General features: G+C 64.9%; 13 protein-coding genes and 1 tRNA gene. 8 read left to right on the top strand and 6 right to left on the bottom strand.

Translation table 11 applies throughout. The features are described from left to right. Nucleotides 1-2 precede the first annotated feature (2 nt). From glmS to KX816_10045, 8 genes are all read left to right on the top strand, one after another. Nucleotides 3-1,826, top strand: coding sequence for a glutamine--fructose-6-phosphate transaminase (isomerizing) (gene glmS / locus KX816_10010; GenBank protein ID QXQ08261.1), 1,824 nt, complete (start codon nucleotides 3-5; stop codon nucleotides 1,824-1,826). After that, nucleotides 1,823-3,469, top strand: coding sequence for an FAD-dependent oxidoreductase (locus tag KX816_10015; protein QXQ08262.1), 1,647 nt, complete (start codon nucleotides 1,823-1,825; stop codon nucleotides 3,467-3,469). The genes glmS and KX816_10015 overlap by 4 nt, the downstream gene beginning before the upstream one ends. A gap of 9 nt (nucleotides 3,470-3,478) precedes the next feature. Further along, nucleotides 3,479-3,850: a tRNA-binding protein gene (locus tag KX816_10020; GenBank protein QXQ08263.1), complete on the top strand. Its 372-nt coding sequence runs from the start codon at nucleotides 3,479-3,481 to the stop codon at nucleotides 3,848-3,850. Nucleotides 3,851-3,978: 128 nt separating this feature from the next. After that, nucleotides 3,979-5,316 (top strand): glutathione-disulfide reductase, encoded by a 1,338-nt coding sequence (gor, locus tag KX816_10025; protein QXQ08264.1) that lies wholly within the window; start codon nucleotides 3,979-3,981, stop codon nucleotides 5,314-5,316. A 113-nt stretch (nucleotides 5,317-5,429) separates the two neighbouring features. Next, entirely contained in the window at nucleotides 5,430-6,803 is a 1,374-nt protein-coding gene (locus KX816_10030) for a 3-deoxy-7-phosphoheptulonate synthase class II (protein ID QXQ08501.1), read from the top strand. 42 nt (nucleotides 6,804-6,845) lie between these two features. Next, nucleotides 6,846-6,920: transfer RNA gene (locus KX816_10035), tRNA-Glu, on the top strand. 194 nt (nucleotides 6,921-7,114) lie between these two features. Next, a complete protein-coding gene (locus KX816_10040; GenBank protein ID QXQ08265.1) occupies nucleotides 7,115-8,371 on the top strand; it encodes an integrase arm-type DNA-binding domain-containing protein in 1,257 nt (418 codons plus the stop codon). A 275-nt stretch (nucleotides 8,372-8,646) separates the two neighbouring features. Continuing rightward, the gene (locus KX816_10045; GenBank protein QXQ08266.1) at nucleotides 8,647-8,895 is read left to right on the top strand and encodes an AlpA family phage regulatory protein; all 249 of its coding nucleotides are present in this window, start codon (nucleotides 8,647-8,649) and stop codon (nucleotides 8,893-8,895) included. Between the two features lie 353 nt (nucleotides 8,896-9,248). Here the strand turns inward: KX816_10045 and KX816_10050 are convergent, their stop codons facing one another. The 6 genes from KX816_10050 to KX816_10075 all read right to left on the bottom strand — a co-directional run bounded on the left by KX816_10050 (nucleotide 9,249) and on the right by KX816_10075 (nucleotide 12,549). After that, nucleotides 9,249-9,488, bottom strand: coding sequence for a hypothetical protein (locus tag KX816_10050; GenBank protein ID QXQ08267.1), 240 nt, complete (start codon nucleotides 9,486-9,488; stop codon nucleotides 9,249-9,251). After that, a complete protein-coding gene (locus KX816_10055) occupies nucleotides 9,485-9,661 on the bottom strand; it encodes a hypothetical protein (protein ID QXQ08268.1) in 177 nt (58 codons plus the stop codon). Before KX816_10055 ends, KX816_10050 begins: the two co-directional genes overlap by 4 nt. A gap of 2 nt (nucleotides 9,662-9,663) precedes the next feature. Further along, nucleotides 9,664-10,674, bottom strand: coding sequence for a phage major capsid protein (locus KX816_10060; protein ID QXQ08269.1), 1,011 nt, complete (start codon nucleotides 10,672-10,674; stop codon nucleotides 9,664-9,666). Between the two features lie 91 nt (nucleotides 10,675-10,765). After that, nucleotides 10,766-11,170 carry a helix-turn-helix domain-containing protein gene (locus KX816_10065; GenBank protein QXQ08270.1) on the bottom strand — a complete coding sequence of 135 codons (405 nt, stop codon included), beginning with the start codon at nucleotides 11,168-11,170 and terminating at the stop codon, nucleotides 10,766-10,768. Between the two features lie 27 nt (nucleotides 11,171-11,197). Beyond that, nucleotides 11,198-12,205: a YdaU family protein gene (locus KX816_10070; protein ID QXQ08271.1), complete on the bottom strand. Its 1,008-nt coding sequence runs from the start codon at nucleotides 12,203-12,205 to the stop codon at nucleotides 11,198-11,200. Continuing rightward, a complete protein-coding gene (locus tag KX816_10075; protein QXQ08272.1) occupies nucleotides 12,202-12,549 on the bottom strand; it encodes a hypothetical protein in 348 nt (115 codons plus the stop codon). Before KX816_10075 ends, KX816_10070 begins: the two co-directional genes overlap by 4 nt. Between the last annotated feature and the right edge of the window lie 236 nt (nucleotides 12,550-12,785).

Genomic DNA, 12,785 nt, shown 5'->3' on the forward strand with positions numbered 1-12,785 from the left:
GCATGTGCGGCATCATCGGCATCCTCGGCACGAATGACGTCAGCGAGCGGCTGCTCGACGGCCTGCGCCGCCTCGAATACCGCGGCTACGACAGCGCTGGGATCGCGACGATCCATGATGGCCACTTTGATCGCCGTCGTGCCGAGGGCAAGCTCAACAACCTCGCCGCAAAGCTGGCGGCGGACCCCCTGCCCGGCCGCATCGGCATCGCCCACACCCGCTGGGCCACCCACGGCGCGCCGACCGAGGACAACGCCCACCCGCACATCGTCGGCCCGGTGACGATCGTCCACAACGGCATCATCGAGAACTTCAAGCCGCTCCGTGACGAGTTGCTCGCCGAGGGCCGGGTGTTCCGCAGCCAGACCGACACCGAGGTCGTCGCGCACCTGGTCGCGCGCGAGGTCGAGCGCGGCGCCACGCCCCGCGAAGCCGTCGCCGCCGTGCTGCCCCGCCTCCAGGGGGCGTTCGCGATGGCCTTCATGTTCGAGACCGAGCCCGACCTGCTGATCGGCGCGCGCCTCGGTGCGCCGCTGACCATCGGCTACGGCGTCGGCGAGAACTACCTTGGCTCGGACGCCCTCGCCCTTGCCCCGCTGACCCAGCGCATCGCCTATCTCGAGGAAGGCGACTGGGTCGCGCTGAGCCGCGAGAAAGTCGAAATCTACGACCGCGACAACCAGCCGGTGAAGCGCCCGGTGACGATGTCGGGCTTGACCGGCGCGATGATTACCAAGGGCAATTACCGCCACTTCATGCTCAAGGAGATCCACGAGCAGCCCGTGGTGGTGGCGCAGACGCTGCGCTCGTACCTCCGCGGCGTCGAGTCCAAGGTCGCCCTGCCCCAGATGGACTTCGACCTGTCGGCGATCGAGCGCGTCGTCATCGTTGCCTGCGGGACTTCGTCCTACGTCGGCATGGTCGGCAAATACTGGATCGAGCAGATGGCGCGCGTGCCCGTCGACGTCGATGTCGCGTCTGAATTCCGCTACCGCGACCCGGTGCTGACCGGGAACGTCCTCGGCGTCGTGATTTCGCAGTCGGGCGAGACCGCCGATACGCTCGCCGCACTCCAGCATATGAAGGCCGCGGGCATCACCACCGCGGGCATCATCAATTCGCCGACCAGTTCGATGGCGCGGAGCGTCGACCTGCTGCTGCCGACCCACGCCGGTCCGGAGATCGGCGTCGCCTCGACCAAGGCGTTCACCTGCCAGCTGGCGGTCATGGCGGCGCTGTCGGTCAATCTCGCCCAAGCCAAGGGTCGCTTAACCGCCGAGGCCGAGGCCGAACTCGTGCACCAGTTGCAGGAGGTCCCTGCCGCGATGAACGCGGCACTGGGCCGTGAGGACGCCATCCAGGCGGTCGCCCACCACATCGCGGCTGCGCGCGACGTACTTTATCTTGGTCGCGGCCCGGATTATCCGATGGCGCTCGAAGGTGCGCTGAAGCTGAAGGAAATCAGCTACATTCACGCCGAAGGCTATGCGTCGGGTGAGATGAAGCACGGGCCAATCGCGTTGATCGACGACACCGTGCCGCTGATCGTTCTCGCGCCTGCCGGGCCGCTGTTCGACAAGACCGTGTCAAACATGCACGAGGCGCAGGCGCGCGGTGCGCAGGTCGTGCTGATCTCCGATGCCGAGGGTATCGCGCAGGCGGGCCAGGACTGCATGGCGACGATCGAGATGCCGACCGTCCATCCGCTGATCGCGCCGCTGGTCTATGCGGTGCCGATCCAGCTGCTCGCCTACCATGTCGCGGTGATCAAGGGCACCGACGTCGACCAGCCGCGTAACCTGGCGAAGTCCGTGACGGTCGAATGACCTCGTTTCCCGCCGAGCCAGCCGGTCTCGACGCCGACGACCCCTATGCGCGAAGCGCGCAGACATTCCCGACGCTCAACGACGAGATGGCAGCGCGGATTGCTGCTTACGGCCACGCCGAGGACGTCCCGTCCGGGGCTCATATCTACGAGCGGGGGCAACGCGGTGCCGACTTTTTCCTCGTTCTCGACGGTGCGGTCGAGGTCTACGAGGCCGGCGAACACGGCAGCGAGCACATCATCACCGTTCACGGCCCACGCCAGTTCACTGGCGAACTCGACCTGTTCAACGGTCGCGGGATTCTTGTCTCGGGCCGCGCGCGTGGACCGACGCGTGTCGTGCGCATCGACCGCAGCACCTTCCGCCATATGGTCGCGACCGAGGCCGACCTCGGCGAGATCATCATGCGGGCCTATATCCTGCGCCGCGTCGGGCTGATCCGCCACGGCCAGGGGATCGAACTGGTCGGACCCGGGCATCGCAGCGACACGCTGCGGCTGGCGCGCTTCCTGACGCGCAACGGCTACCCGCACCGGCTGCTGGACACCGACACCGATGCCGACGCGGGTGGCTTCCTCGAGTGCTTCCACCTCGACGCGACGCAGTTGCCGGTGATCATCCTCAGCGACCACCGCGTGCTTCGGAACCCGAGCAACGCCGAACTTGCCGACGCGCTCGGGCTGACCGAGGACTTCGACCCCACCCACGTCCACGACCTGATCATCGTCGGGGCGGGTCCGGCGGGGTTGGCGGCGGCGGTCTACGGAGCCAGCGAAGGCCTCGACACCATCGTTGTCGAGTCGATGGCGCCTGGCGGCCAGGCCGGCACCAGCAGCCGTATCGAGAATTATCTCGGCTTCCCGACCGGCATCTCAGGACAGGCGCTGGCCGGCCGCGCGCAGGTCCAAGCGCAAAAGTTCGGCGCGCAGCTCGCCATCGCCCGCGCGGTCTCCGGATTAGACTGTAGCACCCACCCCTATGCGGTGATCATCGACAACGGCGCCCGCGTGCAGGGCCGAGCCGTCATCGTCGCGACCGGCGCGCGCTATCGCAAGCTCGACGTCGCCAACTACAACCGCTTCGAGGGCTCGGGCATCCACTACGCCGCGACAGCGATGGAGGCGGGCCTGTGCGGCGGCGAGGAGGTCATCGTCGTCGGCGGCGGCAATTCGGCGGGCCAAGCGGCGGTGTTCTTGTCCCGGACGGTCAAGCAGGTCCACATCCTCGTCCGGGGCTCGGGCCTCAAAGCGACGATGTCCGACTATCTCGTCCAGCGCCTCGAGAGCAGCGACAAGGTCACCGTCCACCCCGCGACGGAGATCACCGGTCTTGATGGCGACGCCGCGCTGGAACGCGTCACCTGGATCGACCGCGACACCGGCGAGTCCGAAACCCGCCGGATTTCCAACGTGTTCGTGATGATCGGCGCAGTACCCAACACAGACTGGCTCGACGGCTGCCTCAAGCTCGACGATGGCGGCTTCGTCTGCACCGGGAGCCCCGACAGTGCCTATGCCGCATCGAAGCCGGGCATCTATGCAGTCGGCGATGTCCGCTCCGGCTCGGTCAAGCGCGTCGCGTCGAGCGTCGGCGAAGGCTCGGTGGTGATCGCTGCGGTCCACAAGTTTCTCGAAGTCGAGTAGGCGGCGCGCATGCACATGGTTCACGATCCGCACGCACCGGCCGCGCCGCCGATCACCTTCGACGATTTCCTGAAGGTCGACATCCGGACCGGCACTGTCCGTACCGCGTCGCGCTTCCCCGAGGCGCGAAATCCGTCCTACATCCTGATGATCGACTTCGGGCCGGCCATCGGCTTCCGCAAGAGCGCCGCGCAGATCACCGGGCGTTACATGCCGGAGGATCTGATCGGTCGCCGCGTCCTCGCCGTCGTCAACTTTCCGCCGCGGCAGATCGGCCCGATCCGCTCGGAGGTACTGGTCCTGGGCTTCGCCGATGCTGCCGGCGCCATCGTGCTGGCGACGACGGAGGACGATATACCCGACGGTGCCCGGCTCGCTTAGCGGCTTGGATAGTCTCCTGCCCGCCCATCGCATAGCTGCCCGCCAACGCGCCGCACTCGTTATTCACCCCGTACGCACCTAGATGGTCATCTGTCCCGGTGCGGACCGTCCAGCCCGAAAGCTTCTTCATGTCCTACGACTACGACCTCTTCGTCATCGGTGCTGGCTCGGGCGGGGTGCGTGGTGCGCGGATCGCCGCCGGTCACGGTGCCAAGGTCGCGGTCGCCGAGGAGTTCCGGGTCGGCGGCACCTGCGTGATCCGTGGCTGCGTACCCAAGAAACTGCTGGTCTACGGCTCGCACTTCGCCGAGGACTTGGTCGATGCGCGCCGGTTCGGCTGGACGCTCGGCGAGCGCAAGTTCGACTGGCCGACGTTGCGCGACAATGTCCTAGCCGAGGTCGACCGCCTCAACGAGATCTACCAGACCAACCTCGACGCGCAGCAGGTGACCACGCTCCACGGTCGCGCCGTCCTGATCGACGCCCACACCGCGGAGGTCGACGGTGCTCGCATCACCTTCGACAAGCTGCTGATCGCCACGGGAGCGCGTCCCTTGGTCCCCGACCTCCCCGGCGCCGAGCACGGCATCACCTCGAACGAGGTTTTCCACCTTGAGACACTGCCGAAGCGCCTGGTCATCGTCGGCGGCGGCTACATCGCCAATGAATTCGCCGGCATCTTCCACGAGCTCGGGGTTCACGTCACCATTGCCAACCGCGGCGACACCATCCTGCGCGGCTGGGACGCAGCGTTGCGGGACCGGCTGCTGACGATCAGCACGTCCAAGGGCATCAACTTCCGCTTCAATTGCGGCTTCGAAAGCATCGAGAAGACAAACGAGGGCATCCGCATCCATGTGAAGGGTGATGATCCGATCGACACCGACCTGCTGCTCTGGGCGGTCGGTCGCCGACCCAACATCGAGGGGCTCGGCCTCGAGGCCGCTGGTGTCGAACTCAATGAGCGCGGCGCGGTCGCGGTCGACCCGCACAGCCGCACAAACGTCGAGAACATCTACGCGGTCGGTGACGTTACGGACCGCATCCAGCTGACCCCGATCGCGATCCGCGAGGCCCATGCGTTTGCGGACTCGGTATTCGGCAACAAGCCGTGGACGGTCGACTACGACTGCGTGCCGAGCGCCGTGTTCGCCAACCCTCCACTAGGCAGTGTCGGAATGACCGAATCCCATGCGCGCTCGGCGTTCGGGACGGTGAAGGTGTTTACTTCCGACTTCCGCCCGATGCGCAACGTGCTCGCAGGCCGCCACGAGCGCGCGCTGTACAAGCTCGTCGTCGACAGCGCGTCGGACCGTGTCGTTGGTGCCCATATGATCGGCCCCGATGCGCCGGAAGTGCTCCAGGCCGTCGCCATCGCGATCAAGGCGAAGCTGACCAAGGCGCAATTCGACGACACCGTCGCACTCCACCCGACGATGTCCGAAGAGCTGGTGTTGATGCGCTAGGTCGTCTGGCGCTGGTCAATTAGTGGGATCGAGCGCCTAAGGATCGAGAACTGGTCAGTCGACTGACGCTTGCATCGTTCCACAAACGGACGCAAACCGCGCAGATTATGACGATTGCCCACAACTGGACCCCTGATGACTGGCGCTCGCACGAGGCCCGCCAGCTCCCGATTTACTCCGACCTTGCAGCAATCGGGGCGGCGGAGGCCGAGCTCCTAACGTACCCGCCGCTGGTTTTTGCCGGCGAGGCGCGCGACCTGACCGCGGCGTTGGCGGAGGTCGCGGCGGGCAAGGCTTTTCTGCTCCAGGGCGGCGACTGTGCGGAAAGCTTCGCCGAATTCCACCCCAACAACATCCGCGACACTTTCCGCGTCCTGCTGCAGATGGCGGTGGTCCTGACCTTCGCGTCGAAGCTGCCGGTGGTGAAGGTCGGGCGCATGGCGGGGCAATTCGCTAAGCCGCGGTCAGGCGATTTCGAGGTCATCGACGGCGTCTCGCTGCCGAGCTACCGCGGCGACAATGTCAACGGCATCGAGTTCACTCCCGAGGCCCGCGAGCCCGATCCGGCGCGGATGATGCGCGGCTACATGCAGTCGGCGGCGACGCTCAACCTCCTCCGTGCCTTCGCCAGCGGCGGCTATGCCAACCTGCACCAGGTCCACAAGTGGAACCTCGACTTCACCGGGCGCTCCTTGTGGTCGGCGCAGTACCAGGAGGTCGCTGACCGGATCGGCGAGGCGCTCGACTTCATGGAGGCGTGCGGGATCTCGCCCGACACCGTCCCCCAGCTCAAGCAGACCAGCTTCTTCACCAGTCATGAAGCGTTGCTGCTCGGCTACGAACAGGCGCTGACCCGGCAGGATTCGCTGACTGGCGACTGGTACGATACTTCGGCCCACATGCTGTGGATCGGTGACCGCACCCGCTTCGAGGGATCGGCGCACCTCGAGTTCCTCCGCGGTGTCGGCAATCCGCTCGGCCTCAAGTGCGGGCCGTCGCTCGAGCCCGATGAGCTGCTGCGCCTGCTCGACCTGCTCAATCCGGCGAACCAGCCCGGGCGGATCACGCTCATCACCCGGTTTGGCCACGACAAGGTCGAGAACGCCCTGCCCCGCCTCGTCCGCGCCGTCCGCCGCGAGGGGCGCAACGTCGTATGGTCGTGCGACCCGATGCACGGCAACACCGTCAAGGCCGGCAACGGCTACAAGACCCGGCCGTTCGACCGGATCCTGTCGGAGGTCAAAAGCGTCTTCGCCGTCCACCGCGCCGAGGGCACCTATGCGGGCGGCATTCACGTCGAGATGACCGGCCAGAACGTCACCGAATGCACCGGCGGCGCGATCGCCATAACCGACGAGGGGCTGGCCGATCGCTACCACACGCAGTGCGATCCGCGCCTCAACGCGTCGCAATCCCTCGAACTCGCGTTCCTCCTCGCCGACGCCCTGAAGGGGGCCCGTGTCGATCAAGCCGCTGCTGCGGCTTGACTTGGCGGGTCCACACCCATATCCCCGCGCTTCCGCTTGCGCGGCCCCTTCGTCTAGCGGTTAGGACGCGGCCCTCTCACGGCTGAAGCACGGGTTCGATTCCCGTAGGGGTCACCACGCGACACTCCAGTCTTGTCCCATACGTTTTATTTGGGCGTCGGAAACGGCGGAATTCCGCCGTTCCCAGGCTCTGAACCGGTTCCGGCACCTTGCTGCGCTCCGGTGGACTCCATTAATATCCGGCACGCGCTGGGGGGGTTTTCGGGGGTATGCCTCTCGGACCCCCGGCCCGGGTCAGGATTGATACCCCCATGCTCACTGTCACAGCCATTCGGGCTGCCAAAACGACGACTCGCAAAATTCGACTCTTTGATAGTGGCGGTCTCTATCTTGAGGTCACCACCACCGGGGCAAAGTACTGGCGGCTCAAATATCGTTTCGGGGGTGCGGAGCGCTTGGCCGCCTTCGGCGTCTACCCCGAGGTCAGCTTGCCCGAAGCCCGCGCACGCCGCGATGCCGCCCGCGCGCTGCTTCGCGACGGCCTCGACCCGAATACGGTGAAGCGGTCCCGTGCGGCCGAGCAGGCCACCGCCGACGCCGCTGCAATAGCCGCGCAGGAAACGTTCGGCACCGTGCGCAAGGCATGGCTGGCGGATTTTCAGGCGCGAGAGCATCTCCCGCGCGGCGGCGGCCGTATTGCGGCCATCACATCACGCACCGCTAAATTTCATCTCGATAAGGCGGCAAGCCTCGATGGCAAACCTATCGCAACGATTACTGCGACCGAGATCATTGCCGTCATCAAGCCACTTGAACAAGCCGGACTGCTAGAAACCGCTAAGCGGGTTCGCCAGCGTCTCGGCGACGTCTTCGCTTATGCAGTGCGCCGTGGCCTCCGAGCGTACAACCCGATGGGCGACCTTAAGTCCGAATTCCTTCCACCCAGCCCGCGCAACCATCCCGCAATCATCGACGCCGATCGGCTGGGCGGCTTGCTCCGCGCCTGCTGGAATTATCAGGGACAACCATCCGTCACGGCGGCCTTAAAGCTTGCCGCACTCGCCTTCGTCAGACCTAGCGAACTTCGCGGAGCGCTCTGGTCCGAGTTCGATCTCGACGCCGCACTCTGGGTTATCCCATCCGAGCGCATGAATGGCGGCCGGCACGATCACCTCATCCCTTTGCCGACACAGGCAGTAGCCATTCTGCGCGAGCTTCGGGACCTGACCGGCGATGATTGCACCTTCCTGTTTCCCTCGATCCGTACAGCTCAACGGTGCATGTCGGAAAACACGATCAACAGCGCACTGCGTTCAATGGGCTATAGTAAGGAGGAAATGACCGGCCATGGCTTTCGAACCATCGCCAGCACAATCTTGAACGAGAACAACTTCCCGAGCGATTACATTGAGCGGCAGCTTGGCCACATCAATAAGGACGGGGTACGGGGTGCCTACAATCGGGCGCTGTGGCTCAGTCAACGGAGGCTCATGGTTCAGTGGCTCGCCGACCACTACGACCACTTGCGTAGCAGTATCGGTCTCGACGTCCTGACCAAGGACGGCTGATCGACGACGCTTATGCGCACGCCTTTCAGCAACTTCGAAAAAATAATCGCCTTTGAACCGAAGTCGCTAAACTTGCGGAATTTACTAACAACCTCATTGTCTAATCGTTTTGCGACTAGTCGCGAAAACGAATAAAAATATGCGTGCAAAGAATAATCCAAGGCAAGCTTTGCCAAAGACCGCGGGAGATGGGCTTGTCTGCCTTCGAACTGGCAGGCTAATATCCAGTACGCCCCAATCTGATACTGGACTACCCGCTAATGTCCATTGTGCTCATGAAGCCTGTCGAGCCCAAGAAGCCGACCGCCCCCAAGCCGATCTTCCTAGAAAGGCCGACTTTTAATGGTGAGGTCTGGCGCATGAAACAACTTGTCGCGGTGTTGAATCTGTCCGCGAGCCGTATCTACGAGATGGTTCAGAAGGGAGAGTTCCCGAGGCCATTTAAGCTATCGACTAGGGCAAGCGCATGGCCTGCCGCACAGGTGCGGGCATGGCTCGACGCCCGCATAGCGGAGCGCGACTGACGCTGGCATCCGGTCCGAGACAGTTCTGCCAAAAATGCTATGATGCGGTGCCTGCTCGGCAGGGGCCATCCCGGGTGACGACCCTCTCAGGGCTGGGGTGGTCCCAATCAGGCCCGCAGGCGTGTCAGAATGACTCAGGACGTGCGGCCAGGGCGGATGTGCCACCGACCCCCGGAGGACCACAAACGGCGCTGTACGAGTCTTAAATCCATTGCAGGCGTCAGCGGCTTTAAAGCGCCTCGGCACCGCCAAAGTTGAAAAGAAGTTCCGCTACGACAGGTTGAGCCGGGCGACCGGGGGGCCGCTGCGGACTCGTACCCCCGACACCGGGGTGGCCCCAAAATTGCGCCAAGCTAGACGAGTTCGGGCTCGGGCGGCGGATCGCCCCGATGCAACGGCAGTAGCTCGCCGTCGACTTCGAGAACGCCGACCATGTACGGCAACATGGCGGCAGCGGCGTCGGCGATGATCAAGTCGAGGATTTCGGGCGGCAGCGCGATCGGCAGTTGCGCGACGATGTGTCGGCGCACGAAACCCAGCGTCACCCTGATGAGCAGCTGATAGTCTTCGTCCTGGTCGATCCAAGGTATCATGGTCGGGGTTGCGGCCGGGTCGCGTGGTCGGTCAGCGCGCGGACTTGACCCTCGAGATCGCCGACGCGGTCCAGCGCCGCCCGCAGTTCGAGGCGCAGGGCGGCGGTCTGGGCGTCGACGTACCCCCTGACCGCCTTCACGACCGACAGCCCGAACGCTTCACCGTCGACCATCGTCAGCTCCCCGCGATGAAGGCGACGCTGCCGGGCTTCGCGATCCAGTTGGCCGACTGGATCCCCCGGAGCGCGACAAGATTTGCCTGCCACAGGCTGACCAGTTGGCTCTCACCCGCCACCGGGGAGTCGTCCATCTGGATCGACGCCGCACCCGATTTGTCGAGCGTCAGCAAGTCGGAGCCGTAGGCGATGCCGGTCGGATCGACCATGATCAGATTGCCCTCGGCCGCTTTGGTGGCGATGACCGGGAAGCCGCCGAACGAGCCACCGCGCACCGACAGGTCTGGCCACGCGGCCCCGACCATCGTCGCCAATTTTGCGGGCGAGGTGACGATGTAAGCCGCGCCGATGTCGCCCTGAAACGCTGCGACTAGCGCGGCAAGGTCGGCAGCATCGTCTGCACCGCCGGGCGTCGGAGTGACGCCGAACGTGATCGACGCTGGCTCGATTTCGGGCAGGCCCGGGTTGGTCGGATCGAGGAACGACCGGTCGAGCCGTTCCGAAATTGCGTTGACCATCGTCGTGCGCAGCAGCGGCTCAACCGCCGGGCTGGTCGACCTTGCCAACTCCTCGGACAGCACGATCAGGCTGCCCAGCTTGAGCGGGTCCAGTGGCGCATCGGTGAAACCCATAGCGCTGACCGGGATCGCGACGCCTTGGCCGATCCAACTCGCGTTCGGTCCGCTGACCGCAATGCCGACGCGGGTTCCCAACGGTATCCTGCGTAGGTTTGAAAGTTGGCCGACGACCGACTTTTGCTCGATCAGCCCGATCATCTCGACCGCGAGGGATTGGTAAGCGGTGTACAACGCGCCGCCCCATTCATCCGGATAAATGCCGCCGAACGCTGCCGCAGCCCGCAGTACCGTCGTGGCCGGCGCAGTCGCGCCGTTGTGGACTTCGGACCATGCCGCAGATTCAAGCAGATCGCCGCGGCCGGCGATCATCGCCATCGCCATTTTGACGAAGCCAGATCCGCGCGGGTGCATGCTGACGATGGGTGCGGACATGGGGCGGTGCCTTCGATTGAAGGCCGGACGATCCGCTCCGGCGCCTGCGCGGGCCAGCGGGGTATGAGGGGGTTTGAAGGGGTTTGGGCAGTCACTCGAACGATTGTTCGCCGCCAGCGTCGAACCAGTCGGCGATTGCCTGCAAGCGGTAGTAAATCTTGGTGCCCCGCCGGAGCCAGGGCAGCGGTGGTTGCGTTCCTTCGCGCCGCCAGCGTTCGAGTGTCGACACCGAACGGTCGACCAGCTGGGCGGTGTCGGCTTGGCAGACCGCTCCATCGGCGGTGATACGCATCACTGGATCGTGGTCGCGCGCCGTCCTCACCAGTCCTTCTAAAGTCGTCTCGGCGTCGGTAGCGGTTTGGCGCTGGGAAGTAGAACCGTGGCCGCCCACGGTTCTACTTCCTGCCCAATGTTCACCCTGCCCGGCGAGCGCCTCGAGCAGCTCGCCGAGCCGACGGTGCTGGGCGATGGCCTCGGCAAGGATCGCGTCAGTCACAGTTAGGCATCTCGGCGGCGGCGGTCATCACTGCTCGGACACCGCCGCGCCGTTTAGATCGCGGGCATAGTCAGGGTTCGGGCCGCGCTGTGCCTTGAAGCACCAGTATTGCCATTCAGCGTACCAGTCGGTCGTGGTGCCAGTGTTGGCATCGGTGGGGCCGGGCTCCCTCCCGTAGCGACTGCTGAAAGCGTCGGCCTCGCTTAGCGCGTCGTCGGGGGTCCAGCGGTATCTCTTAGCGGCCCAGCGCAGCCACTCGTCTTGAAAAACAAAATCGTCAGGGAGGCGGATCGCGTCCCTCCTCGCTGCTTCCGTCTCATCGTGTGTGTCAGGACCGGGAGCCGGATCCACGCTCGCGCCGTAGTCTTCGGACGGCGGACGCGTTGAATTGCGGCACCAGATTTGGAATGTCGGCATCCAGTTGGGACGGCTTGCACCGTTGGCCTTGGCGGAGACGAAGTTCGCGGCCTCGACCTCGGCGTCGGTGATCGACCATTTGCGCTCGGCCATCGCCCAGGTCTTCCAACCAAGTGGAACCTTAAAATCCAGAGCGAGGCGACCGGCTTTGCCGGTTGCAGTTGGCCCCGACGTTGCGCCGTTGTGCCTCTCTCTAATCTCCTCTGCTCTAATCTCCTCTCTCTTAGGCTTGAGGCTGCCTGGATTTAAGTTGCTGTTTTCCTTGGCCCGAGCATTGTTTTCGGCAGTCGTTCGTCCACCCTTCGCACCTGTTTCAGCTTGGGTTCGCGACCGGTTCGCGATGTTTTCGATCTCTTTTTCGACGCGAATGATCGTCCAATGGTCATCGACCAGCTCGATCTTTCCGGCCTTGATCAGCCGGTCGACAAGGCTGCGCGTCAGCCGGGGCGAGGAGCCGAGGACGCCAGCAAGGTGCCGGTAATCGGCAGCCACCGGACCACCGCGCGCAAAGATCATGTCGGTCAGGACCGAGAGCGCGCCGATTGCATCGGCACCCAGCCCTTGCACCTCGGACAGATGATCGATTGGATTGCGGCGATACCAAGCTGGCCCGCTCATGACCCGGATCCTGTCGTTGCCCACCAGGCGGCGCAGCGCCGGCGGATTCGGCGAAGGCAATCGCTCTGCTTGGCGCTGATCCGGTGACGGCGGCCGATGCCGTCGAGGAAGGCGCGTTCCCACGGCGACAGCACCGACGAACAGCGGGCGAGCAGCTCGACCGGGTGGGCGTCGGCGGGATCGAACCGGCGCGCGGGCGGCACGTACTCGTGGGTCACCTCATGGACGTTGAGCAGCGCCTGCCACGACGTGTTCATCGCTAGCCGGATGCGTTCGGCCTGCAGACCGGCGGCGGCGCGCTCGCCGACATGGGACGAGCCCAGCAAGCCGAGGACCTTGGCCAACTTGGCGACCTGATCGGAGCTCACCGGGCGATGCCGACGGTTGCGCAGATGGCGGTGGCGGTGGTATTTCGTTGTCCGTGCCCTGCGCCCGCTTGGCCGAATGTCGCCCCCGGACCGATTGACGTCGGTGCGGGGGCTTTTCGTTTGGGCGGCGGTCGAACCCGGCTCATGCTGCCACCGACTCGGCGGGCACGCGCGCTAGATAGTCCCGGACCTCTTGGGCGGTTTTCGCATAG

This window comes from Sphingosinicellaceae bacterium (assembly GCA_019285715.1).
Lineage (GTDB): Bacteria > Pseudomonadota > Alphaproteobacteria > Sphingomonadales > Sphingomonadaceae > Glacieibacterium.

Excerpts from the sequence above, each read along its gene's own strand:
- KX816_10020 (QXQ08263.1), top strand. The coding sequence starts at position 3,479 with ATGCACATGGTTCACGATCCGCACGCACCGGCCGCGCCGCCGATCACC.
- KX816_10015 (QXQ08262.1), top strand. The coding sequence starts at position 1,823 with ATGACCTCGTTTCCCGCCGAGCCAGCCGGTCTCGACGCCGACGACCCC.
- glmS (QXQ08261.1), top strand. The coding sequence starts at position 3 with ATGTGCGGCATCATCGGCATCCTCGGCACGAATGACGTCAGCGAGCGG.
- KX816_10040 (QXQ08265.1), top strand. The coding sequence starts at position 7,115 with ATGCTCACTGTCACAGCCATTCGGGCTGCCAAAACGACGACTCGCAAA.
- KX816_10070 (QXQ08271.1), bottom strand. The coding sequence starts at position 12,205 with ATGAGCGGGCCAGCTTGGTATCGCCGCAATCCAATCGATCATCTGTCC.
- KX816_10045 (QXQ08266.1), top strand. The coding sequence starts at position 8,647 with ATGAAGCCTGTCGAGCCCAAGAAGCCGACCGCCCCCAAGCCGATCTTC.
- gor (QXQ08264.1), top strand. The coding sequence starts at position 3,979 with ATGTCCTACGACTACGACCTCTTCGTCATCGGTGCTGGCTCGGGCGGG.
- KX816_10060 (QXQ08269.1), bottom strand. The coding sequence starts at position 10,674 with ATGTCCGCACCCATCGTCAGCATGCACCCGCGCGGATCTGGCTTCGTC.
- KX816_10050 (QXQ08267.1), bottom strand. The coding sequence starts at position 9,488 with ATGATACCTTGGATCGACCAGGACGAAGACTATCAGCTGCTCATCAGG.
- KX816_10055 (QXQ08268.1), bottom strand. The coding sequence starts at position 9,661 with ATGGTCGACGGTGAAGCGTTCGGGCTGTCGGTCGTGAAGGCGGTCAGG.